This is a genomic window from Pseudoalteromonas sp. CR1, from assembly GCF_019392235.1.
Lineage (GTDB): Bacteria > Pseudomonadota > Gammaproteobacteria > Enterobacterales > Alteromonadaceae > Pseudoalteromonas.
In genome coordinates this window covers 60,782-85,843 of the sequence record NZ_JAHXRM010000001.1, presented here as the reverse complement: position 1 = coordinate 85,843, position 25,062 = coordinate 60,782, and the positions used below count along the sequence as shown (strand labels likewise).

General features: G+C 40.1%; 23 protein-coding genes. 6 read left to right on the top strand and 17 right to left on the bottom strand.

Translation table 11 applies throughout. The features are described 5' to 3' along the window. Genes KZZ04_RS00445 through mraZ form a run of 12 tightly spaced genes read right to left on the bottom strand, consistent with a single transcriptional unit; the run spans position 1 to position 13,447 of the window. Complete coding sequence (locus tag KZZ04_RS00445; protein WP_219421370.1) at positions 1 to 921, bottom strand: D-alanine--D-alanine ligase; 921 nt, start codon at positions 919 to 921, stop codon at positions 1 to 3. Next, the gene (gene murC / locus KZZ04_RS00440) at positions 918 to 2,369 is read right to left on the bottom strand and encodes a UDP-N-acetylmuramate--L-alanine ligase (protein ID WP_138529595.1); all 1,452 of its coding nucleotides are present in this window, start codon (positions 2,367 to 2,369) and stop codon (positions 918 to 920) included. The genes KZZ04_RS00445 and murC overlap by 4 nt, the downstream gene beginning before the upstream one ends. Continuing rightward, positions 2,370 to 3,446, bottom strand: coding sequence for an undecaprenyldiphospho-muramoylpentapeptide beta-N-acetylglucosaminyltransferase (murG, locus tag KZZ04_RS00435; protein WP_219421368.1), 1,077 nt, complete (start codon positions 3,444 to 3,446; stop codon positions 2,370 to 2,372). Next, positions 3,443 to 4,618 carry a cell division protein FtsW gene (ftsW, locus tag KZZ04_RS00430; RefSeq protein WP_058403217.1) on the bottom strand — a complete coding sequence of 392 codons (1,176 nt, stop codon included), beginning with the start codon at positions 4,616 to 4,618 and terminating at the stop codon, positions 3,443 to 3,445. Before ftsW ends, murG begins: the two co-directional genes overlap by 4 nt. Next, on the bottom strand, positions 4,615 to 5,949 hold the full coding sequence (gene murD, locus KZZ04_RS00425) for a UDP-N-acetylmuramoyl-L-alanine--D-glutamate ligase (protein ID WP_138529588.1): 1,335 nt from the start codon (positions 5,947 to 5,949) through the stop codon (positions 4,615 to 4,617). Before murD ends, ftsW begins: the two co-directional genes overlap by 4 nt. Then, complete coding sequence (mraY, locus tag KZZ04_RS00420; RefSeq protein ID WP_138529586.1) at positions 5,950 to 7,032, bottom strand: phospho-N-acetylmuramoyl-pentapeptide-transferase; 1,083 nt, start codon at positions 7,030 to 7,032, stop codon at positions 5,950 to 5,952. Next, the gene (gene murF, locus KZZ04_RS00415; RefSeq protein WP_058403220.1) at positions 7,032 to 8,414 is read right to left on the bottom strand and encodes a UDP-N-acetylmuramoyl-tripeptide--D-alanyl-D-alanine ligase; all 1,383 of its coding nucleotides are present in this window, start codon (positions 8,412 to 8,414) and stop codon (positions 7,032 to 7,034) included. The genes mraY and murF overlap by 1 nt, the downstream gene beginning before the upstream one ends. Beyond that, positions 8,411 to 9,889 carry a UDP-N-acetylmuramoyl-L-alanyl-D-glutamate--2,6-diaminopimelate ligase gene (gene murE / locus KZZ04_RS00410; protein ID WP_219421734.1) on the bottom strand — a complete coding sequence of 493 codons (1,479 nt, stop codon included), beginning with the start codon at positions 9,887 to 9,889 and terminating at the stop codon, positions 8,411 to 8,413. The genes murF and murE overlap by 4 nt, the downstream gene beginning before the upstream one ends. Continuing rightward, complete coding sequence (locus KZZ04_RS00405; protein ID WP_058403221.1) at positions 9,882 to 11,699, bottom strand: penicillin-binding transpeptidase domain-containing protein; 1,818 nt, start codon at positions 11,697 to 11,699, stop codon at positions 9,882 to 9,884. Before KZZ04_RS00405 ends, murE begins: the two co-directional genes overlap by 8 nt. Next, positions 11,696 to 12,025, bottom strand: coding sequence for a cell division protein FtsL (gene ftsL, locus KZZ04_RS00400; protein ID WP_058550716.1), 330 nt, complete (start codon positions 12,023 to 12,025; stop codon positions 11,696 to 11,698). The genes KZZ04_RS00405 and ftsL overlap by 4 nt, the downstream gene beginning before the upstream one ends. Beyond that, positions 12,022 to 12,960, bottom strand: coding sequence for a 16S rRNA (cytosine(1402)-N(4))-methyltransferase RsmH (rsmH, locus tag KZZ04_RS00395; RefSeq protein ID WP_058403223.1), 939 nt, complete (start codon positions 12,958 to 12,960; stop codon positions 12,022 to 12,024). The genes ftsL and rsmH overlap by 4 nt, the downstream gene beginning before the upstream one ends. 28 nt (positions 12,961 to 12,988) lie before the next feature. Beyond that, positions 12,989 to 13,447 (bottom strand): division/cell wall cluster transcriptional repressor MraZ, encoded by a 459-nt coding sequence (gene mraZ, locus KZZ04_RS00390; protein WP_006792136.1) that lies wholly within the window; start codon positions 13,445 to 13,447, stop codon positions 12,989 to 12,991. Between the two features lie 496 nt (positions 13,448 to 13,943). Here mraZ and KZZ04_RS00385 point away from each other — a divergent pair, with 496 nt between their 5' ends. The 3 genes from KZZ04_RS00385 to KZZ04_RS00375 are packed head-to-tail and all read left to right on the top strand — an operon-like array spanning position 13,944 to position 14,985. Beyond that, complete coding sequence (locus KZZ04_RS00385; RefSeq protein WP_058403224.1) at positions 13,944 to 14,279, top strand: hypothetical protein; 336 nt, start codon at positions 13,944 to 13,946, stop codon at positions 14,277 to 14,279. Between the two features lie 6 nt (positions 14,280 to 14,285). After that, positions 14,286 to 14,732, top strand: a complete 447-nt coding sequence (locus KZZ04_RS00380) for a threonine/serine exporter family protein (protein ID WP_219421366.1) — start codon at positions 14,286 to 14,288, stop codon at positions 14,730 to 14,732. A 10-nt stretch (positions 14,733 to 14,742) separates the two neighbouring features. Next, a complete protein-coding gene (locus KZZ04_RS00375) occupies positions 14,743 to 14,985 on the top strand; it encodes a hypothetical protein (protein WP_219421365.1) in 243 nt (80 codons plus the stop codon). Here the strand turns inward: KZZ04_RS00375 and KZZ04_RS00370 are convergent, their stop codons facing one another. Beyond that, positions 14,986 to 15,957 carry a glutathione S-transferase family protein gene (locus tag KZZ04_RS00370; RefSeq protein ID WP_219421363.1) on the bottom strand — a complete coding sequence of 324 codons (972 nt, stop codon included), beginning with the start codon at positions 15,955 to 15,957 and terminating at the stop codon, positions 14,986 to 14,988. A gap of 17 nt (positions 15,958 to 15,974) precedes the next feature. Beyond that, positions 15,975 to 16,820, bottom strand: coding sequence for a pirin family protein (locus KZZ04_RS00365; RefSeq protein ID WP_058403228.1), 846 nt, complete (start codon positions 16,818 to 16,820; stop codon positions 15,975 to 15,977). 275 nt (positions 16,821 to 17,095) lie between these two features. On the opposite strand from KZZ04_RS00365, the gene KZZ04_RS00360 reads away from it, so the two are divergent. Both KZZ04_RS00360 and KZZ04_RS00355 read left to right on the top strand, forming a co-directional pair. After that, positions 17,096 to 20,119, top strand: coding sequence for an EAL domain-containing protein (locus KZZ04_RS00360; protein ID WP_219421361.1), 3,024 nt, complete (start codon positions 17,096 to 17,098; stop codon positions 20,117 to 20,119). 112 nt (positions 20,120 to 20,231) lie between these two features. Beyond that, the gene (locus KZZ04_RS00355; RefSeq protein WP_138529574.1) at positions 20,232 to 21,116 is read left to right on the top strand and encodes a LysR family transcriptional regulator; all 885 of its coding nucleotides are present in this window, start codon (positions 20,232 to 20,234) and stop codon (positions 21,114 to 21,116) included. Positions 21,117 to 21,123: 7 nt separating this feature from the next. Here the strand turns inward: KZZ04_RS00355 and KZZ04_RS00350 are convergent, their stop codons facing one another. Further along, positions 21,124 to 22,077, bottom strand: a complete 954-nt coding sequence (locus tag KZZ04_RS00350; RefSeq protein WP_219421359.1) for a YihY/virulence factor BrkB family protein — start codon at positions 22,075 to 22,077, stop codon at positions 21,124 to 21,126. 116 nt (positions 22,078 to 22,193) lie between these two features. On the opposite strand from KZZ04_RS00350, the gene KZZ04_RS00345 reads away from it, so the two are divergent. After that, positions 22,194 to 23,270 (top strand): mechanosensitive ion channel family protein, encoded by a 1,077-nt coding sequence (locus KZZ04_RS00345; RefSeq protein ID WP_219421357.1) that lies wholly within the window; start codon positions 22,194 to 22,196, stop codon positions 23,268 to 23,270. 169 nt (positions 23,271 to 23,439) lie between these two features. On the opposite strand, the gene KZZ04_RS00340 is transcribed toward KZZ04_RS00345, so the two are convergent. Next, positions 23,440 to 23,649 (bottom strand): hypothetical protein, encoded by a 210-nt coding sequence (locus tag KZZ04_RS00340; RefSeq protein ID WP_109875363.1) that lies wholly within the window; start codon positions 23,647 to 23,649, stop codon positions 23,440 to 23,442. Positions 23,650 to 23,836: 187 nt separating this feature from the next. Further along, complete coding sequence (locus KZZ04_RS00335; protein ID WP_109875364.1) at positions 23,837 to 24,856, bottom strand: YafY family protein; 1,020 nt, start codon at positions 24,854 to 24,856, stop codon at positions 23,837 to 23,839. Between the last annotated feature and the right edge of the window lie 206 nt (positions 24,857 to 25,062).

Genomic DNA, 25,062 nt, shown 5'->3' with positions numbered 1-25,062 from the left:
TTAAAGCGTTTGCTCCAAAATGCGAACAACTAATTGCTCAAAAGTTGCCCCATTTGCTTTTGCTGCCATTGGTACTAATGATTTTTCTGTCATTCCGGGTACGGTATTGACCTCTAATAAATAAAAATTGCCTTGCTCATCTTGCATTGCATCTACGCGACCCCAACCGCTTGCACCGACTAACTCAAATGCTTCTAACGACATAGCCTGTAAAAGCTGTGTGTCGTGCGCCGATAAATTTGCTGGGCAATGATACTGTGTTGTGTTTGATTGATACTTTGCTTGGTAATCGTAAAAGCCATTCGGTGTTGTCATTTCGATTACGGGCTGTACTTCGTCACCTAAAACAGTCACTGTAAATTCGCGCCCGGTTACCCACTGCTCTACTAACACTTGGCTATCAAACTTAAATGCATTTATTAATGCATCTTCAAGCTCTTGCGCAGTAGTTGCTTGCGCCATACCAATGCTCGACCCTTCATGAGAGGGCTTAACCATCACTTTTTTAAATTCAGCCATAATGGCATGTGCATTAAAACCCTTTTTAGCATCAACAACGGCATAAGGAGCAGTGCTTAAACCCGCAGATTTAAACAGATGCTTACAACGAATTTTATCCATTGCTAAAGCCGAGCCAAGTACATTACTACCTGTATAAGGTAAGTTCATAAATTCCAATGCACCTTGGACGGTTCCATCTTCACCACCTCGGCCATGCAGCGCAATAAAAACTCGCTCTACATTTAATTCTTTTAATTCCCACAACGAGCGATTTTGAGGGTCGAATGCGATTGCATCTACACCACTATTTTGTAGCGCGTTTAAAACAGCCTGACCCGATCGTAAAGACACTTCACGCTCTGCTGAGTTTCCACCAAGCAGTACCGCTACTTTACCAAATTGTGCATTTACTTGGGTCATACTTCACCTTGCTTTAATTTTTCTACCGACATACCTGTCGCCGCTAATGTTTTTACTAACTGACCTATATTACCCGCACCTTGCGTTAACACTAAGTCATTATTTTGTAGGTTATCGGCTAATACACCTGCAAGCTCTTTACTTGACGCTACATGCAATGGCTCTTTGCCGCGTTGGCGAAGGCTTCGGCATAAACTTTTACTATCAGCTCCTACAATCGGTTCTTCGCCTGCACCATAAACATCTAGCAATAAAAGCTGATCAACATCAGCGAGTACTTTTACAAAGTCTTCGTATAAGTCACGAGTACGGCTAAATCTATGTGGTTGATAAACCATTACCAAACGCTTATCAGGCCACCCTTCACGAACAGCCGCTATGGTAGCCGCTACTTCCGACGGGTGGTGACCGTAATCATCAACAAGCATTACATTACCGCGCTCGTTCTCAAATTCACCATAATGCTGAAAACGACGACCAATCCCTTCAAACTTTTGCAAGGCTTCTAAAATTGCATGATTAGCAATATTTTGATCTTTTGCTACTGCAATCGCCGCAGTTGCATTAAGCGCATTATGTTTACCTGGCATATTAAGCGTTGCGGTTAAGCACTCACCTTGTTTATTGGTGACTGTAAACGTACAGGTGTTCGCTGATTGACTAAAATCACTCATACGATAATCAGCACTAGGCGAATCGCCATACGTAATAATAGGACGACCAAAGCGAGGAATAAGTTCGGCAGCCACCTCAGAATCTATACACACAACAGCCAGTCCATAAAAAGGTAAGTTATGTATGAAATCCACATAGGTGTCTTTCATTTTTTCGAGGCTGCCGCCATAGGTATCCATGTGATCTTCTTCAATATTAGTGATCACCGATACCATGGGTTGTAAATGTAAAAACGACGCGTCACTTTCATCAGCTTCTGCTATTAAAAAATCGCTTTTGCCCACCTTTGCGTTACTACCCGCACTGTTCAATAAGCCACCAATAATAAAAGTAGGATCAAGCCCTGCTTGTGCATAAATACTGGCAATTAAACTGGTCGTTGTGGTTTTACCATGGGTACCAGCAATGGCAATACCATGGCGAAAACGCATTAATTCCGCAAGCATTTCAGCACGACGCACAACGGGAACTCTTGCGGCTTTTGCGGCAATTATTTCAGGGTTTGTTTCATCTATTGCACTTGAAACTACAACAACATTGGCGTCTTTTACGTTATTTTCGTGGTGACCAATAAATACTTCTGCACCGGCTTTAATTAAGCGTTCTGTCATTGCACTATGCGCAATATCTGAACCTGTAATACGGTAACCTTCAAAAGCAAGCACTTCTGCTATACCGCCCATACCCGCTCCACCAATACCAATAAAGTGGATGGTTTCTATTCTACGCATTGCAGGTCGTATGTTTTTGTTTTGTACTGATGCTTCTTTCACTTACGCTCTCTTATTCGATACTTGCTCACAGTGCGCGGCTACGCTTGCTGTGGCATCTAAAATGGCTTGTTTTTTTGCATTACTAGCCATTTTATTAATTAGACTCGGGGTTACTAAATAAGGGGTTAATAGCTCAACAATCGATTGCTCATTAAACACGCTTTGCTGCATAACTAACGCCCCCTCAGCCTTCACCAAGTAGTGGGCATTAGCCGTTTGATGGTCGTCAACTGCATGAGGAAACGGCACAAATACAGCCATTTTTCCCGCTGCTGCAATTTCACTTACTGTTAATGCACCTGCTCGGCAAATAACAATATCGGCCCAAGCATACGCTGCATCCATATCATCAATAAATTCAGCAACCTTTACATTGTCGCTTGAAAAATTTTGCATTTTATATGCTTGCTCAACACCATTTAAATGCCCTTTACCTGTTTGGTGCCATACCTTTATTTCACTGGTTTTATTAAGGGCTTTAAATGCAGCGGGTAGCGTTTGATTAAGCACTTGAGCCCCTAACGATCCCCCTACAACCAACATATTGATAGGGCTTGAAACATCACGCGTTGGTATATCAATTACACTTTGACGCACTGGGTTGCCAACAAGTTCGGCTTTACCCGAGTCAAATGCACTTGGGAATGCAGCCAAAACACGATTTGCAAATCGTGAAAGCCATTTATTACTCATACCCGCAACCGCATTCTGCTCATGAATAACCAACGGAATACCCAAACTTTTTGCAGCAATGCCTGTTGGGCCAGTGACGTAGCCTCCCATAGCTAAAACGACATCTGGACATTGATGTTTCAATACTTTACGCGCTTGCAATATTGCATTAATTACCATGAATGGTGCTTTAATGAGGCGTTTTAATCCGTTCCCGCGAACACCTTTTACATTAATAAAATCAATATTTATATTGTGTTTAGGAACAACGCTTGCTTCCATTCTATCGGGTGTGCCAATCCAAGTAACCTGCCAGCCTTGTTCTTTTAAATAATCAGCAACTGCAATACCCGGAAATATATGCCCGCCAGTACCACCTGCGACTACAACACACTTCTTACTCATCGTTTACCTCCACCTGAGGTCGCTTGTTTAGTTGCCATTTTAGTTTCAAAATCAACGCGTAATAATATTCCAGTTGCTATGGTCATAATCATCAAACTAGAACCACCATAAGAAATAAACGGTAACGTAAGGCCTTTAGTCGGTAAAATTCCCGCACTAGCGCCCACATTAACCATGGTTTGAAACGCAAACCAAATACCAATTGCAAAAGCAAAATAGCCTTCGTACTCTTTGCCGCATTTTAAGGCTTGCTGGCCAATTAATAGTGCTCTAAATACTAAAGTAGCGAGCACCATTAAAATGCTTACCACGCCAACTAAACCAAGCTCTTCGCCAATAACCGCAAAAATAAAATCATTATGTGCCTCAGGTAAATATTGCAACTTTTGTACACTATTACCTAACCCTTGGCCAAACCAACCACCTTGACTATATGCCATTAACGATTGAACAAGCTGGTACCCTTTTCCGAATGGATCGTCCCAGGGATCTAAAAAACCGACAACACGTGCCATACGATAGGGCTCTACAATAATCAACAAAACAACTAAGCCAATTCCCGTCAGGATAAGTACAAAAAACTGCCATAACTTAGCGCCGGCTAAAAACAATAAACCAACAGTGGTTACAAACATAACCACCACGGTGCCTAAATCAGGTTGTAATAAAATAAGCAATGCATACACGGCAAACACCGCGATCGGCTTTGCAAAGCCTTTTATGTTTTCTTGTACTTCTTCACGCTTTCGAACCAAGTAACCCGCTATGTAACTAAAAAAGTACAGCTTTGCAGCCTCTGCCACTTGAAAACCAATAGGCCCTATTGGGATCCACCGTTTGGCACCATTAACCTCGCGACCAATAATGAGTACAGCAATGAGCAATACCATGCCCAATATCAATAAATAAGCATTGGATCGCTTCCACCAGTCCATTGGCACACATACAGCAATCCAAAAAAGCACAAACGCAACGGCCAAAAACATCCCGTGACGAATAGCAATATGATGTGAGTTATCAAAAAGGCGTTCTGCCGTTGGCATAGACGCACTCATCACCATAATAAAGCCAACGCCAATTAGCATTAGCATTGAATAAAGCAAAGGCACATCGTAAAGCTGCGCCGATGGCTTAGGTATTAACGCCTCTTTTATTTGCGCAAAGGCAGTCATACTTGCTCTGCCAAAACACACGTAACAAAGTCATCGCCACGTTGCATATAGTTGTTGTACATATCAATACTTGCACACGCAGGGGCTAGTAAAACGACATTACCTGGCAAACTAAACTGCTTTGCTAAAGTAACCGCCTCACTCATATTCTGTGTTAAGTGACTTTTACTGGTTAGTGCCATTAAATCTTTTGCATCTTTACCAAAGCAAATTAGCGCTTTTACGTGTTTTTTTAAGTAAGGCTTAAGTGGGTTTAAATCAGCGCCTTTAGCATCGCCACCTGCTATAACAATGAGATCTTCAATGCCTGTTGATAGGCTATCTATGGCTGCAATAGTGGCGCCTACATTAGTTGCCTTTGAATCGTTAAAATATTTAACGCCACCTAACTGTGCAACAAATTGGCAGCGGTGAGCTAAACCATTAAAGTGGCCAAGTGCTTTTTTATACACCTCATTACTAATATTAAAAGGGCTTAGTAACGCCATAACCGCAAGCGTGTTTAAATAATTGTGTTTACCCATAACAGCTAACGAATTTACAGGTAAAAGCAACTCGTTTTTAGCTGTAAAGTAAGTACTGCCATTGTGCTCTGCTAAGTGGTATTCACCTTGCGATGCACCAAAACTTACCTTAGGCGCTGAGTAAGTACTTACGGGGTGTGTTTGTTTGTCATCTTCATTTACAACAATGCACTCGGCACCGTTGTAAATAGTCAGCTTTGAATCGATATAAGCTTGGTAGCTGTCGTAACGATCTAAATGATCTTCAGATACATTTAATACGGTAGCACTCACCGACTTTAAGCTTGTTGTGGTATCTAATTGAAAGCTCGAAAGTTCAAGAACATATATATCAAAGTCATCACTCAATAAATCAAGCACTGCGGTACCAATGTTCCCGCCTAGTGCCACATTAAAGCCAGCAGTTTTTAACACTTCGTACGCCAGTGTGACCACTGTTGATTTGCCATTTGAGCCAGTAACTGCCACGACAGGCTTAGTATTAATGCGCGCAAATAGCTCAACATCACCTATTACTTCAACACCCGAATTAATAGCACTCGCAATAGCTGGAGTTTTAAGGCTAAGCCCGGGGCTGATAATAATCATATCGCTGCAATTAAGATCTGCGGTATCTAAATTACCAAAATGTGTGTTTAAACTATGCGCATGATTACTTAGCCATTCAATCCCTGGTGGATTTGCCCGGCTGTCGACAACCTTTGGTGACAAACCATGAGATAGTAAAAAACGCACAATGCCCAGACCGGTTACACCGAGTCCGAGCACTGTTATTTGTTTATTTTTTATCTCGTTTAAATACTGCATTTATCTTATCTTTAATGTCGCAAGGCCAGCAAGAACAAGCACAATAGATATAATCCAAAAACGGACAATAACGCGTGGCTCAGGCCAACCTTTTAATTCGTAATGGTGATGAATAGGTGCCATTCTAAAAATTCGTTGGCCGCGCAACTTATACGAGCCCACTTGTAAAATTACCGACAGCGCCTCCATTACAAATACCCCACCCATAATAATAAGTAGCAGTTCTTGACGGACCAACACCGCAATAATACCCAATGCGCCCCCTAACGCTAATGAGCCTACATCGCCCATAAATACTTGCGCCGGGTAGGTGTTAAACCATAAAAAACCAAGGCCTGCACCAACAATGGCAGTACATACAACCACAAGCTCACTGGCTAATGGCAAATGAGGAATATGTAAATAAGCAGAAAAATTAATATTACCTGTTAGATAAGCAATAATGGCAAGTGCCGCAGCCACTAAAATAGTAGGCACAATAGCAAGACCATCTAAGCCATCGGTCAGGTTTACAGCATTTGATGTTCCCACCAATGCAAAATAAGTAATAACAATGTAAAACAAGCCTAACTGTGGCAACACATCTTTAAAAAACGGAACAACTAATGAGGTTTCAACAGCGTGTGTACTTGAAAAGTACAATGCAGTTGCAACCACTAATGCAATTACTGACTGCCAAAAGTACTTCCATTTAGCTATTAGTCCTTTGGGATCTTTACGAATAACTTTACGGTAGTCATCAATAAAGCCCACAATACCTAAAGAACCAATTACAAATAATGTTGCCCACACATACTTATTAGAGAGATCTGCCCATAATAATGTACTGGTAAATATTGCCGCTAAAATAAGTAAGCCACCCATTGTAGGTGTACCCGATTTAGATAAATGCGATTGCGGACCATCGTCACGCACGGTTTGCCCTATTTGCATTTTTTGCAAACCACGAATTAACTTTGGCCCCAAATAAAGCGACATAACCAACGCGGTTAAAATACCCAAAATAGCGCGCAGTGTTAAATACGAAAAAACATTAAAACCACTATAATACTGTGTTAAATACTCAGCCAGCCAAACTAACATTATGATACTCCATTGATGGCTTGTTGCTGGCCATTTACTAAATCGGTTACTAATAATTCCATGCGAGAACTGCGTGATCCCTTCACGACGATGGTTGTTTTTTTATTAACGTGATTAATTGTGGCTTGAATTTGTTGTTGCATCTGATCGCGGTTTGAAAAGTGACGATTAGGCAGCTCAAACACATCGCTGGCACACTTACTCAACACACCTAAAGTAAATAACTCATCAATGCCTTTTTGAAGCGCATATTCACCCACTTCTTGATGGTATTTACGTGCATCTTCGCCAAGCTCTCCCATATCGCCCAACGCTAAAATACGGTGACCTTGCATATCACTCAGTAAGTCAATGGCAGCCTTAACCGATTTAACATTAGCATTGTAGGTATCATCAACCACGGTGAGCAGATCAGACACTTCTATTAAGTTAACACGTCCTTTTACATCGCCCATTGTCGCCAAAGCGCTGGCAATATCTTCTAAAGTTACATCAAGCTCGCTTGTCAGCGCAGCAGCAATAAGCGCATTACCAATATTATGTTTGCCCGGTAGTGCTAGGGTAACAGGTACCTTTTTTTGTTTTGTACACAAGGTAAAGCTTGCACGAGCATTGGCATCCAAGCTTATATCTTCAGCCCAAATATCAAGTTTTTCAGACGTTGAAAAACGCTTTATATTTCGTCCTTCAAGCTTATCTAGCCAATATTGACTAAACTCACTATCGCAATTAATTATGGCTACGCCATCTTCTTTTAGGCCATCAAAAATTTCGCCTTTTGCCTTGGCCACCCCCATTAAGCTACCAAAGCCTTCTAAATGTGCTGGTGCTACGTTACACACTACCGCTACGTCTGGCTTTGCCATTGCCGTTGTGTATGCAATTTCACCTAAATGATTTGCACCAAGCTCTATTACAGCAAAACGGTGCTGCGGCTCTAAACGCAATAACGTTAGAGGTACGCCAATATCGTTATTAAAATTACCTTTTGTTGCCAGCACATCGCCATGTACAGATAAAATAGCCGCGCACATTTCTTTTACAGTGGTTTTACCTACACTGCCGGTAATAGCGATTGTTTTAGGTGCCACTTGGGCCATAACAGCGGTGCCAATAACCCCTAATGCAATACGTGTGTCTTTCACTACAAACTGGGCGATATCAACATCGACTTTATGATCGACGATAACGCCTATAGCGCCTTTTTGTTTTGCCTCAGTGATAAATTTGTGACCATCAAAATTTGGCCCTTTCAGTGCTAAAAACACGTCACCTTCGCATACTGTGCGAGTATCTGTATTTATGTTAAGCACTTGCTGATTATCACCCTGATAATCAGTTGTTAGCACATTGGCTAACCAATCAAAATCCATCGGGATCATGTTTGAGTCCCTCTACCTGTTTTTATTAGTTGTTTTTGTACAAATTGACGATCGCAAAAGTCGATACGTTCATTGCCTATAATTTGATAATTTTCATGGCCTTTACCGGCAATTAAAACCACCTCATCCGAAGACGCATTATTAATTGCATAGCTTATTGCACGTGCTCTATCGGCGTCTGAATGGGCCTTTTGAGGATGCTCTAAACCAGCCAACACATCAGCAATTATTGCATTAGGCTCTTCTGAGCGAGGATTATCACTGGTGATAATAACTTTGTTAGCATTTTTTTCAGCAGCTTGCGCCATCAAAGCTCGCTTGCCTTTATCTCTATCACCACCACAACCAAACACGCAGCTAACACCACCAGGTACATGTTTTTGCAACGCTTGTAGTGCCAAAGCTAGTGCTTCTGGCGTATGCGCATAATCCACTACACAGGTTGGTTTACCCACAGCACTAAATGCCTGCATTCTTCCTGCTACTGGTTGAAGTTGTAAGCAACCTGCAATAAGCTGTTTTAGTGGATAACCCAAACCAAGTAACGTTGCTAAAGCAGCCGTTAAATTATAAAGATTAAATTCACCAAACAGCGGCGATTTTACCTTAATATCACCCCAGCTTGTAGATAATTGCGCCGAAATACCTTCAGCCGAATAATCAACATCTGAAAAGTACACATACTGTGCATTTTTAGGTGCTAAATTTTCTCGTCCGTAGCAAATTAAATGATTAAAATCGTATTTTTCAAGCCACTGCTCTGCTTGGTTGTCGTCTTGATTTAGTACGACAAGCTGTGGATCAAAATCGCGAAATAGCATGAGCTTTGCATCACCATAACTTGCCATATCGCCATGGTAATCTAGGTGATCGCGAGAAAGGTTAGTAAACACAGCTGCTTTAAACAGACACCGTTCAACACGATGCTGCACAAGGCCATGCGACGATACCTCCATTGCCACCAACTTTTTATCCGCTTGATGTAAGTCACTTAAGATATGTTGTAAATCGACTGCCGAAGGCGTGGTGTTTATCAACGGCGTTAAATTCTCTGGATGACCGAAACCTAGCGTACCAATAATTGCTGACTGCGTATTACAGTACTGCGCTAGGTGAGCAATCATAGCCGTGGTGGTCGATTTACCGTTTGTACCGGTTACTCCAATTAAATCAAGACTATGGCTAGGCTGGTTGTAAAATCGACTTGCAAGTTCAGCCAGTTTTTTATCAAGCTCAGACACTAAGTAAAGCGGGTCAAATTCAACTTCGAACTCGCAAAGTCTATCGGCAATAACTGCCACTGCACCATTTTCAATTGCTTTAGCTATAAACTGCCCGCCATCTAACTCATGGCCTTTTATTGCTACAAATACATCGCCTGGGTTGACGTCTCGGCTATCCAATCGCAAATGATTAACTAACTGCGAGGGTGCATCTATTTCGATATATTTTAAAATGGTTTTTAAATCACGCATCATTCTTTTTGCCTTTTACGAACGCAACTTCTTCCTTGTCGGGTGCGACGTTTAATATTCTTAATGCGTTAGAAACGATTTCTGCAAATGCAGGGCCTGCAGTGGCACCTCCATAGTACACATCACCGCCAGGTTCATTGATCATTACTACCACAGCTAAACGCGGATTACTTGCTGGCGCCACGCCCGCAAAATAACCAACATATTCATCACCGTAGCCACCTACTGCGGCTTTTTTAGAAGTTCCCGTTTTACCTGCAGCACGATAACCATCAACTTTAACGTTGTGTGCTGTTCCGCCACTTTCAAATACGCTTTCCATCATGTGTACTACCGCTTCAACATCTTGCTGTTGAAACACACGATCCCCTTCAGGGACGGAATCTTGCTTTAACACAGTGAGTGGCCTATTGACCCCTCCGGCACCTAACATGGCATAAAAGCGAGCCATTTGCGCAGTACTAACAGCAATATTGTAACCAAATGACAATGCAGCAATTTCGTGATCAGACCAACGACGGTTTGGGTAAAATAAACCACTGCTTTCACCAACCATACCGGTGCCTGAATCAGATCCGAACCCAACCTTTTGGAATAAACCTACCAGGTAGTCTTTTGGTACCAGCTGAGTGACTTTAGTCACCCCCATATTTGACGAATATTTTAGTATTTCTCGCAGTGACATTTCACCATGGTTACGCGTATCTTGGACTAAACTTCCGCCTAAACGCATCCAACCTGGGTAGGTATCTATTTGTTCATCGGCTTGAATTGCGCCGTAGTCTAGCCCAGCTAAAATGGCCAGTGGCTTAACGGTTGAACCCGGTTCGAACAAATCAGTAATAGCGCGATTTCTGCGTTTATGTGGAGCTGCATCGGTTAAGTTATTTGGATTAAAAGATGGACTATTAACCATGGCTAGTACTTCACCGGTTTTAACATCAACCACCATGGCTGAACCCGATGTAGCCTTATAAGATAAAACCGCTGACTTTACGGCTTTATAAGCAATTGCCTGAATACGTTGATCGATACTTAGTTGAATGCTTTCGGGCTCTACACGTTCACGCTCATCTAGCACTTGTACTTCACGGCCTTGAGCATCTTTTCTAATTGTGCGACGACCTTCTTCACCAGTTAAAGCGTTTTCGTAGAGCTTTTCAATGCCTTCAATTCCTTTACCATCGATGTTGGTAAAACCAATAATATGCGCAGTTACTTCACCGGCCGGATAATAACGTTTAGACTCATCCAATAAATGAATACCAGGAAGACGTAAGCTGCCAATATAATCAGCAACTGCAGGGGTTACCTGTCGCTTTAGATAAACAAAGCGACGACTAGGATCATTTAAAAGGCGGGCGTTAATTTTTTTCTGGTCAATACGTAATACATCAGCTAGTTCGCGCCAACGTAAATCGTTTTTGTAATACTGCGCGGTGCGCTTGTTTAGCTCTACCGCATTATCTAACAGTGCTTGTTTATCCTCGCCATTTTTACGCGCTTGTCTAACAACTTTAGATACAAGCGATTTATGCAACGCTTTAGGGTCAGCATATACACTCACAACAGGTACACTTACCGCGAGTTCTTTGCCATTGCGGTCAAAAATCATTCCGCGTTGTACGTGTAGTTTTTCAACACGTACTGTGCGTTTATCACTTTCTGAACGTGCTTTATCAGGTTCAATTACTTGTAAATAAGCAGCACGAGATACGAGTGTTACAAACACCAAAAGTACAACCGAACACACAAGCATAAAACGCCATGTAATTAAGTTGTTGACTGGTTTTTTGCCTCGATTTCTCATTTTAATATAATTACCTGTTCATCCTGACTTGTCGGTCTTTTCATTTTTAGTTGCGAGGTTGCTACTTCTTCGATACGCGCATGTTGAGAGTAAAACTCCTCCTCAACGAGTAAGTATCGCCACTCTAAATCAAGCTCATCACGCTCTTGCAGTAACATATCTTGTTCAATTAATTGCCCGCGCGCTAAATGCGTAACTTGCACTACGCTAAAACCAGAAACAAATATCGTAACCAACAAGGCCAAGGTCAGCTTATTAGCACCCAGGCCTTTAATTATTTCGAAAAATAAATTGGGAGGTTGACGATGATTTGCTTTTGTACTCATCCCAACCTCTGAGCAATCCTAAGTACAGAGCTTCGCGATCGCGGATTACGTGCAACTTCTTCAACACTTGGTTTAATAGCTTTACCCACTGCTTTTAACGTCAGGTTTTGATTTATTTGTGCGTCGGTTAAAGGCAGACCTCTGGGTAATGCTTCTCCCTTACTCTGTTTTCGAATAAATTGTTTTACTATGCGATCCTCTAGCGAGTGAAACGAAATAACCACTAAGCGACCACCTGGTTTAAGCACTTTAACGGCAGACTGTAATGCTGTTTGAATCTCTTCAAGTTCACTGTTTATATAAATACGAATAGCCTGAAAAGTGCGTGTTGCAGGATGCTTAAACTTATCTTTTACCGGTACAGCTTCATCAACTAAATCTGCAAGCTGCTTAGTGGTAGTAATGGGTGTGTGCTCTCTCGTTTCTAAAATTTTATGTGCAATACGCTTACCGAACTTTTCTTCACCCAACTTTTTAATGACGTGGGTAATATCGTCTAACTCAGCCTCTGCTAACCACTGAGCAGCACTTCGGCCACTTGTTGGATCCATACGCATATCAAGTGGGCCATCTTTCATAAAGCTAAAACCACGCTCAGCGTCATCAAGCTGTGGAGATGACACGCCAATATCTAATAAAATGCCATCCACTTTACCAATAAGATCGTTTTGCTCTGCTACATCGTATAGTTTTGAAAATCGAGTGTGTGCAATAGCAAAACGGCCATCATCAGCAAATTTTTCAGCCGACTTTATAGCTTGTGGATCTTGGTCTATCGCTTGTAAGCGTCCTGCGTCGCCTAAACGTGCAAGTATTTGACCTGAATGACCGCCTCGTCCAAATGTGCCATCCATGTAAATGCCGTCTGGCTTAATTGCTAGGGCATCAATGGTTTCGTCCATCAAAACGGATACGTGTTCAAATTGCGCTGTCATTAGCTATTGTTTGCCTTTTTTTGTGCCGTTAGAGTGTAAAGTTATCTAAATCCGAATTAGGCTCAAAATCACCTAGCCTTTCAAGCTCAGTGTCTTGGCGCATCTGTTCGTTCCAACGCGCTTCATCCCAAATTTCAAATTTATTCATTAACCCTACTAGCATTATTTTTTTGCCAAGGTCTGCATGCGCACGCAACGACGGCGCTAACAAAATTCGACCATTTTTATCAAGTTGATACTCTGTCGCATTGCCTAGCAACATGCGTTGCATTCGACGGGCACGTGGATTCATGTTGGAAATTTTAGCTAAACGACTTTCTATTTCTTGCCATTCAGCCAAGGGATACAACCATAAGCACGGCTCATTTAACGCGACAGTGCAAATCACTGTTCCCTGATCTTCAGATAGCAGAGATTCTCGGTACTTGGTCGGCACCGCAAAACGTCCTTTATCATCCAAACTCAGTGAACTCGCGCCACGGAACATAATTAGCCTGCTTTAAATTATTTTAATCAGCTATTAACTATGCTGATCCAGTTTGATCCACTAAAAACCACTTTTTACCACAGTGCTCCAGTTTAGGGCTTGACAAGCCTTTTTGTCAAGTAAGCTGACCTCCTTTAACGAGTCTCTAAGCTAGAAAAAATAAGGGTTCAGGCGAAGCGGTTGAATTACGTGGGAAAAAGTGGAGATACAAACAAAAAAATATTTTCATCTACTTTAATAACCTTTTGTTTACATGGTTTGATTACTGAATAAACAATGAATAATTACAATTTTTTAGTGGGTTTTACCCACTTTGTAATATTTACTTAGGTTGGTGGTAAGAGTTACTGCTTCGTTTTTATTATATATTTAAAGTGGTTCACTAAAAAACAAAATAGTACTTAAAATCAATGAATTAAGAAAATTACATAGTGTGGTTTGATTGTTGCTTATATCAATACACTACTTAAATACTTTTACTCATTAAGGATTGATTATGGCTACTGCAACAAATAAGCAAAATACGACTACAGATATTAAGTCTGACACTAAGGCACAAACGACCGATGCCCCACTGACAGAAAAAGCAACATCAGCTGCTCATGATGCTGTTGATGCACTTTCTACAAAAGCAGCAACAGCTGAAAGTAGTGTAAGAAAAGGTGCATCAAGTTCAGCTGAAGCACTGAGTGAAAAGCAGTTAATTGCCCGCGAAAAACTGAGTGAGTGCACAGCTAAAACACGTGCTTTTGCATCTGAAAACCCCCTAGCAACTGCAGGTATTGCGTTTGCAGCGGGTATGTTAATTACTTCATTGTTCCGTCGTAAGTAAAATCTGATGGAAGATTTCCACTCAAGCACAACCAAGGACGGTACAGCGCAAAACCAAACAACTGATCAACAGTTTCAAAAGGATGATTGGCAAGATCACATCGCAAAACTTTTAACGTATTCAAAACAGCTCAAGGATGATTATCATACTCAAGGAAAGATCACCCACCAACTTGCGAAAGCTGAGTGGCGCTTATCGTTAAGATCGCTTGCACTGATCTCTATATTTTTAGGCTGTTTTGCCAGTGGTTTGGTTTTGTTGTGGGCGGGAGTGCTTGGCGCGATTGGCTATGGAATATATGACTTATTTGGTTCTGTATGGCTTAGCATTGCAAGCGCGACATTTCTGCAAGTGGCGTGTTTAATTTGGTTATGGAAAAGCACCGTTTATTTAAGCAACAAAATAGGGTTTAGCAAAACAATTCGAAGTATTAAGCAATTGTTAAACTTATAAGGATGTTAATATGTTAGTTGATATATTAATTAAAAACCCCGATGAGTGTGTAAAAGCGCTGACTAAACAGATGGATTTACAAAGCGAGCTAAAACGACAACATCAAGCCGCTTTTGTATATCGATTAAAGCGTTTTGCTGCCAGCAAAGTGGGCTTAAGCAGCGCATTTATAGCTGGCGTTGCCGTTCAGTCAGGCAAAAGCGAAACCAGCCTTTTAAGAAAATACGGCTGGCTGCTTAGGTTAATTGGCTAATTAACCTCTACCATGCGCCTGTAAATAATCAATTTTGGGCCCTTTTGGTACAATTTGGGTTGGATTGATCATAGTGTGACTAAAATAGTAATGCCGTTTGATATGATAAAAATCAACCGTATTTGCAACCCCCTCAACTTGGTATAAATCCCTTAGGTACCCGCTTAACGAAGGGTAACTCTCAATTGTGCGCAAGTTGCATTTAAAATGCCCTACGTATACACAATCAAACCTTATTAACGTTGTAAATAAACGCCAATCTGCCTCTGTTATTTTGTCGCCCACTAGGTAGCGTTTTTTACTCAACATTTTTTCAACGTTGTCGAGTGCATTAAACACATCGTCAAATGCCTGCTCGTACGCCTGTTTTGCTGTTGCAAATCCAGCTCGGTATACACCGTTATTAATATTTGGATAGACTAATGCATTTAGTTCATCTATTTCACTACGAAGCGATTCAGGGTAGTAATCGTCTTTGTTACCTGTTATTTCGTTAAATGCACTATTAAACATACGTATTATATCGGCAGATTCATTACTCACTATCTTGTTTTGTTTTTTGTCCCACAATACAGGAACGGTTACTCGCCCTGAGTAACTAGAATTATTTTTAGTGTAAACTTGATGTAAGTAATCACTGGCAAACAAAGCATCTCCGGTACTGTAGTTATTTTGATAAAACTCCCAGCCATTAGCTAACATATCAGGGCTTACAACCGATACAGATATAAGCTCATCAAGTTTTTTTAAAGTTCGAAAAATAAGCGTGCGGTGTGCCCAAGGGCACGCTAGCGAAACATATAAATGATAACGCCCAGCCTCAGCTTTAAACCCCCCTTCACCCGTTTTTCCTGCGCTACCGTCAGGCGTGATCCAATTTCGTAATTGCGCGGCTTCTCGCTCAAACTTTCCGTCGCTTGAATCTGTGTCATACCATTTATCTTGCCATTGACCATTAACGAGTAATCCCATTATTTGCTCCTCAAAAATTAAATAAGTGTGCCAAATTCACCATTTTGATAATCACGAATGGCTTGATGTATTTCGGCCTGTGTAGTCATAACAAATGGCCCCATATGTGCAATGGGTTGCTTAAGCGGATCACCCGCTAAAATTAATACACCTGCGCCATGTTGCGTTGCTATCTCAATATCACTACCAGGTTCTAAAATTAGTAACTTACCCGCCTTGAGTGTTTGATTATCTTTCGTAATAAGCGACCCAGAATGTACGTAAAGCATCACATTTTGCTGTTTTAACGGGGCTAGCTTTAACAGCTGACCGTCAGGTAAAGTTACATCAGCTAAAGCGGCATTTGCTGAAAGCTTTTGAATACTTGATGTTAATTCGACAGCTTCAAATTGCCATGAACCAGCAAGGGCAGTCAGTGTTACGCCACTTTTATTTTTAAACGTTGGAGCCGGATGTTGCGTTGTATCTTGGTAAATCGGATCGCGCATTTTTTCTGTGCTTGGCATATTGATCCAAATTTGAAAACCATGAAGTCCATCTTTGGCATCAGCTAAAGGCATTTCACTATGGATCACCCCTTTGCCTGTGCTCATCCATTGCACATCGCCTGCTCTGATCGCTTTTTTATTACCCATTTGATCTTGATGCTCAAATCCACCTTTAATGATATAAGTAAACGTTTCCATACCTCGGTGCGGGTGTGCAGGAAAACCACCCATGTAATCAGCTTCGTTATCTGACTTAAGCTCATCGATCATTAAAAACGGGTCAAGGTATTTACCATCGAATCCAGGTATACGACTTATACTGACACCATCGCCATCTTGTGTTGCATAAGACGTTAATATTTTTGCTATATTCATTTTTTAAATCACTATATGAAATATTATCTATACTCATTAAAGCACTGAAAAAATAAAACAACCATGTCTTTATATCGAGCTAATCGTTCGTTTATATAGAATGTTTTAATGATGAAATATTTTTTTATAACAACTTATAAAATATGGTTTTTTTATAATTTATTGACTACAATCACCACTAAATTTACTCAAAAAAGGGACAGGGTATCTTAACTTCATCTCTCAAAAGCCAACTTTATCGACTACTTATTGTTATTAGTATTCCGGGCATCGTTGTGACATTTTTAGCTCTATGGGCTGAGCGTGAGGCTGCAATAGAAAAAAGCCAGGAGAGAGTCGTTAATATTGCAAAACACTTAACCCACCAGCAAACCGCAATGATTAGCGAAACTGAGCAGCTCACTCAATTTCTAGCAAACACGATTGCTGACGACACAAACCTCCCTTCAACCTGCCCTGAATATTTTCACCAAACACACACTCTCTATAATAATGTTGCCAACATTGGTGTGGTAGATGTTAAAGGAAACTTAATGTGTGTAACCAATGGCATAGTAAAAAATGTTTCTATTAGTGATAGGCAATACTTTAAAAATGCCATAGCAAATAAAAGCTTTTCAATTGGATATTTTCAATACGATCGAAGCATTCAAGCACCCAGTGTTAACTTTGCTTCCCCTATTATTAATGAGCGAGGGCAATTGAAGGGGGTTGTTGTTACAGTTATTGCACTTAACTGGTGGAATACAGCCTTGAACAAAGCCGAGTTTCCAAACGGTTCTAAGGCTGTTATTGCCGACTCTAATGGCCTTGTGCTAGCAAGTTACCCGAATTCATTGCTCCCTTTGGGAGAAAAAATAAACAACAAACACTTTTTACATGGCGATAACTCACTGGCTCTGTTTAAAGACGCAAACAATGTGAATCAAATTTTTCATCGCGCGACTATTTATAACGATATTAATAACAATAATTTAGAAATTTACATTACATCACCCACTGATAAGTATATTGCTCGCGCAAATACACACTTTTTAGAAACTATTATTTTATTTTTTAGCGCTATTTTAACTATTGCTTTTATTGGGCATCGTATTATCAGAAAAAGTATTTTTTACCCCATTGAAGAACTTGCCCAAGCAACCGACCTATTAGCACAAGGCAATATGCCAACTAAAAAAATTAAGCCTAATAGTCCCGAGCTGTCCGCTTTATATTCACGCTTTGAAGTAATGGCTGAGACTCGTTTGCAAACAGAAGCCGATTTAAAAAATAAACACGACGAACTAACGGGGTTATTAAATGCTCTGCCCGATATGTACCTTAGGTTAAATAACCTAGGTAAGGTACTTAATATTAGTGGCACTATTATCCCGCTATTTTCAGCTAACAATAAATCACCGAAAAAATTATTAGATATTTTACCAACCGATATCACTGAACAAATTTTAAATGAAGCATCTACTCGCAAAGACGTCATCACATTTGATTTTAAAATAAGTACAGGCATAACCACTCATTACTTTGAAGCTCATATCAATCATCTTGAAAAGAACGATGAGTTAATACTTGTGCTACGTGATATCAGCCAACGAAAAGTAAATGAAGACTCGCTTCACTTAGCATCTCTTGTTTACGGCAATAGTAGTGAAAGTATGGCAATTACAGATGCCAACGGTATTATTTTTGATGTAAACCCTGCTTTTTGTGAAACAACACAATATTCTAAAGACGAAGTGATTGGCCACTCTACCCGCATACTTTCATCAGGGGAGCACTCAAAAGAGTTTTATGAAAAAATTTGGGCATCAATAAATGCGACAGGCCGTTGGCAAGGTGAAATTATAAATCGTAAAAAAGATGGGGTGCTGTTCACTGAATGGTTAAACATAGACACGGTTTACGATGAAAATAATAACCCTGCCCGTCGAATCGCTATTTTTACTGATTTAACTGAAAAAATTCAAGCAAATAAAACAATTTGGCGGCAAGCTCATTTTGATCATTTAACCGATTTGCCAAATCGATTAGAGCTTAAAAAACGACTTAATAAACAGTTTTCTAATTCTAAGAATGAAACCTTTGTGGTCATGCTTTTAGATATTGATCACTTTAAAGATATCAATGACACTTTAGGCCACCACTACGGAGATAACTTATTAAAGCTAGTGTCACAGCGTATTGTCAATTCAGCTAAAAATGCCGAATTTGTTGCGCGAATTGGCGGCGATGAATTTGTTATTGTATTTAATCAGGTTAAAAGTACCCGCCATATCAACCAGATTGCTAGTAATATTTTGCAAAGCTTATCGTCTGCATTACATATAGATAATGAAGAAGTGTTTATAAGTGCCAGTATGGGTATTGCCTGTGCACCTGATGATGGTGAAAATACTGAGCAATTACTAAAAGCAGCCGATCAGGCTATGTATAAAGCAAAAAGTAATGGTCGAAATGGCTTTGAGTTTTTCTCTCGGGATATGAGAGAGCACGCACAGGCTCGCATGCATTTACTGAAAGACTTGCGCTGTGCAATAGAATATAACCAGTTTGAATTATTTTATCAGCCTATCGTGTCGCTTAACGATTTACATATACACAAGGCCGAAGGCTTAATACGCTGGCAACACCCGCAAAAGGGGCTAATAAGCCCAGTTGCGTTTATTCCACTTGCTGAAGAAACAAGACAAATTAATGCCATTGGGCAATTTGTATTTTCGCAAGCAATAGAAACGCTTGCCGAAATAAAAAAAATTACAGATAACGATTTTCAAATAAGTATAAACGTCTCGCCCATACAACTATCTACTGCTAATAGTGGCATTGATGATTGGTATGCCATGCTTGATGCCGCTAAAATTCCCCCCTCGTCTATTGTTGCAGAAATAACGGAAGGCTTAATGGTTAACCCTGAGGAACTTACACAAAAGCGCCTCAAACAAATTGTGAAATCGGGGATGCAATTGGCGCTTGACGATTTTGGTACTGGCTACTCTTCACTGGCCTACTTGCAGGAAATGGACACTGATTATTTAAAAATTGATAAACGCTTTGTTGATAATATTAAAGCCAACAGCCAAGAGCTCTCGCTTTGCGAGGCAATTATTGTAATGGCTCATCAGCTTGGTTTAAAAGTAATAGCAGAAGGCATTGAAACACCATTACAGTACCAGCTACTAACTGAAGCTGGCTGTGATTATGGACAAGGCTATTTATTTTCTAAACCGCTTAATAAAAATGACTTTATGACGCTAATCACTAATAAAAGAGTAATGCTTTCTAAGTTAACTGATTGCTGAATAATAAACTTATCTCAAACCTGGGTTTAATTAAACCACTGTTGTTATGCAATAAATAATCGCTTTGAGCGGTCAAGTTACGTAGGCAAATAAAGCATTAACAGGAATTTCAATGGCAAAACCCACATTAGATCAATGGCGAATGTTTAAAGCCGTAGTGGACCATGGCGGGTTTGCAGGCGCAAGCGCCGCAGTTTTCAAAAGCCAGTCAACGGTTCATCATGCAGTTCAAAAATTAGAAGCTGCTTTGCAAATAAAGTTACTTGAGGTTAAAGGTCGTAAAGCGTTTTTAACTGAAAGTGGGAAACTTATATTGCGCCGCGCAGAGTTTTTAATTGAAGAAGCGAATAAAATAGAATCAGTCGCAAATACACTAAGTGAAGGTGTAGAAAGCACATTAAAAATAGCAGTTGATGAAGTATTCCCTCAACCTATTTTGTACCAAGCGCTTGCTAAAACAAGTGAGCTTTATCCATTGCTAAAAATAGATTTAATTGAAAGCGTGTTAACCGGTGCCAACGAATTACTCAACAATGCAGTTGTTGATTTAGCTATTTCATCAGTTCCTATTTATGGTATTAGTTGCAGTAAATTAACAGACATTGAATTTATTGCTGTCGCACATACAAATCACCCACTTAACCAGCGCGAAGATCAATTAAGCTTTCGAGATTTAAAACAACATCGACAAATTGTAGTGCGCGACTCTGCAACACACACTAGCCAAGACGAAGGGTGGCTAGGCGCAGATATGCGTTGGACAGTCAGCCATTTACGCAATTCAATTGATATGGTGAGCCAAAACCTAGGTTACGCGTGGCTTCCGTTCAATCAAGTCGCTCACCTAATTGATGATCATACCCTCAAAGTGCTTAATCTTGAACAAGGCACTACGCGTCCTCTTAACTTATATTTAATGTGTAACGACGCAGATAGATTGGGCCCTGCAGCACAAGAATTTAAAGAGCAACTTACAGTAATAATAGCTGCAGAATAGCGGTTAATTAATCGTTTTTGATACCCAGATGATCAGCAACATAAGCGCCGCGTTCACCTAGTTCTTTCTCTGGCCCGATTGTGCTGTCTTTCGCCGTTTGCTGCTCTGTCTCTGCGTTAATAACGGCACCTAAGGTTACAATATACGCACTTATATATAACCACATAAGCATGATCACCACCCCACCCAGCGATCCATAAGTTTCGTTATAACTTGAAAAACGCGATACATAAAATGAAAAGCCAATAGATGCCACAATCCAAAATACGGTTGCAATAACAGAGCCAAGCGTTATCCAACGCCATTTAGCGGCTTTTCTATGCGGTGCATAACGGTATAAAAGCACTAATGCAAAATTAAACGTAAGTGCCAGTATTGGCCACGACACAACCTTGATCAACAAATCAATACTGTCCTTGAGGCCCACTAAATTGAGTACTATGGGCAAGATACCAATAATCAACAGCGCAAAAATAGCGACTAAAATAGCGCCTACCGAAAACATAAAACGAACAAGCTGCGCCCTAAAGAAAGAGCGCTTTTCGTATTCATGATAACTTATATTACAGGCTGTAATTAATGCTTGGCTTCCCTTAGAGCTACTCCAAATAGTGAGTAATAGTGTGCCTAACGCCCCTAAGGTTAAACGTGTTTGAGAGCTTTGTGTGAGATCTGAGATTTGCGATAAAATCAGCTCACGTGAACTACTTGGTATTAAGGATGTAAACTGCCTGAGATGCTCACTGATCTCCACAGGTGAAGCAAAATAAGCGTATATAGAAACCAAAGCAGCAATGGCTGGAAAAATAGCAAGTAGCGCATAAAACGCCACACCTGCAGACACTAAAGATAAATTGTCTTTACTCATGCGCGCAAAAATACGCTTTGCAATATCCCACCAGCCTTTAATTGGAATATGAGCTGGTTGCTCTGCATGTTGACCTCTTTTTGGCTTTTTCATACTTAATCTCACTATAATTAGTACTTTAATGAAGCAAAATAACTGCCAACTTAAAAAAGGTGTTTGGTATTAAACTTGCTGTTAAAGTAAAAGTAACTAAACGCGGAAGAAACCCAATGCCTACAATAACATCAGACGTGCAATCGGCTGCCAGTACACCGTCATTAAACCCCGTAATGGATGAAAATGTATTTTCATGGCAATTTTTTTATGACCAAACCATGCAATTAGTTCACGCTACAGCGCAAATATTACCCACCTTGTTACTAGGTTTACTCTTACTCACTATTAGCTATTTTACAGCAGGCCCTCTTTCACGCTTGCTCACAAAGCCGATCTCGTTTGTAACCGATAGTAAACTAGTGTTACTTGTCGCAAGGCGCGGTATTAGCACTTTAATCATTTTATTAGGCCTGTATCTATTTTTACGTTTAGCAGGGCTCACTGAGTTTGCGGTAGCTATAATGAGCGGGACCGGTTTAATAGGTTTAATATTAGGCTTTGCTTTTAGAGACATTGCTGAGAACTTTATCGCAAGCTTACTTTTAAGTGTGCAGCGCCCGTTTAAAATAGACGACGTCATTGAAGTAGATGGACGTTTAGGCGTTATCAAAAAAGTAACAGCCCGCGCAACAACGCTTGTTGACTACGATGGAAACCACATTCAAATTCCTAATGCTACAGTATATAAAAACACCATAAAAAATTTAACTGCCAACCCAAAAATGCGCGGTAAAGTAGAAATAGGTATAGGTTACGATAACGACATACGCAGCGCGCAAACGCTAGCCCTAAATATAATAAATCAACAAGCCGCGGTATTAAGCGATCCCCCAGCACAAGTACTTATAAAGAATTTAGGCTCATCAACCATAAACTTTATTTTATATTTTTGGGTAAATGGGCAACAGCACAGCCCCCTAAAAGTAAGCTCTCAAATAATGCGTGAATTAGTCAATGAGTTTACCGAGCAAAATATTAGTATGCCGGATGATGCCCGAGAACGGATTTTATTAACTAGTTCAAGTACAGATTTTATAAACTCAATACCCAAGCAAGATTCAAATACTGAGGTAAGGTCTGAAACACACGAACAAACCTTAACGCTCAACGATGTAAGCAGCGATACCGACGAAATACGCGAACAGGCAGAGCAATCAAGGGATCCAGAGCAAGGGAAAAATATTATTTAGATTAATAAAATTTAGACACAAAAAAGCCCGCAGTGTTAACTGCGGGCTTTTTATTGAATGAGTGAGTCAGCCTATAAGCTGACAAGCAAACTATCCCACCTAAATAAAAACAACAACTTAAATAATTTCTGAGCTGTGAGTGTCACACTCGGTGGCACACATTGCAACCTCATTCCGAGGTGAAGCTATTTTTACTTTTGATCGTTTGAACTGAATAGTCTAACTTTTGTATTGCAGCTTCTAGTTCTTTAATTTTTTTGTCTTTGGCATAATTTGAACCCCAGCCGCCAAGAATTATTAAAAAGATGAGAAAGAACAATTTTCTATATTTTGCTTTAAAGGCTGTTTCTAAATTTTTAACTTCACAAGAACAAGTCATTACTTTCTCCAATTACCTTAATTATTTCAGATATATAGCTTAAGGCTTAACTACGACAAAATGGGTCGCGTATTATATTTAATCGTAGAACCTTAAATTTGCCATAGAGATTTTAAAAGTATCGAGCGTCGTACCTTGCTAAATAATTCAGATTAGCTAAGGTAGTTGAGATGCTTATATAAGATCTTTATTCAGTCTTAATACCATAGTGCCCTAATGATTTTATAATTCGCCTTATAACCCTCGCTTTTAGCTGCTCTGGTGCCTTTACAATAATGTGATCTGACAAACCCATGAGCCAATTCTCCAACTCCAAAGTATGAGCTAATTTAATAGAAACACTGACCCAATCATTTTGAGTAGTCGATTTAGTTAAAGCATTTTCGTCACTAACCTTTTGGCTTTCATTAATGGCTGATTCTTGGAATAGATCTTTGACATAACCTTTGACTTCGAGTTTTACATCAATTACCTCAGCATTTACTAATACACCCACAGCACCTGTTTGAGCATATTTTAAAGTGTCAAAGTCGGTATCGAATGTTTCAGTTAATAACTTGGCGCTATTAACTCGATGAAAAAGAATATGCCTCGGTTCTTTATAATCATAAAAGTAGCAAATAAGAACCAATTTAGTGTCTCTTATCAACATACCTAATGGTGAAATAAGATGAACACAATCGGAACCACCGTAAGTTATCTCCAATTTTCTTTGCTCTAAAATCCCTTGAGTAATTAGCGATTTAATTCCAGCATCAATGTTTAATGGTTTAAAAGCTAAAACATGTGGCAAACTCGCAATTTTCGATGGCCATGAGTGTAATAACTCGGATCTCACCAATGTATCTTTTGATTTTTTAAAAATTGCATCAAGCTGAGAAAACACCTCTTTAGGAAAGTAATCTTCAAGGTGATGCTCAACTAGCTGAAGTGATAAAGCTTCCTCTGCAGAAATTGAAGGTAAGTAAATATCTGCACGCTTTCTTGAATAAGACCATTTGTACCCGTCAGGTGAGTCTGAGCTTACTAACCCAAATAAATCAGCCACTTCAACTAAATCTCGCTCTACAGTTCGTTTTGTCACTGCAAAGCCTCTATCTTCAAGGCCTGACTGTAAAATTTTGGCAGTTGTCCATCTAGGAGTAATGGGGATGAGTTGCATCATATTAATAATGCGAGGGAGAGTCTTTCCTTTAGCCGTTGGCATCAACTTTGGGGCCTATCATAACTTAAACTTACCGACACATTATCATAAATCAAACAATAACAGCAGGTTAGCCTTCAGGTTGAAATAGTGTAATTGCACTATTTTATATATGAAAGCACTTTTATAGTAGAGTGCTTTGGGTTAATCTGCGTGTAATTACGATGATAAGGAAGTTGTTTAAAAGCCTAGCAGTCATGTTTTTAAGC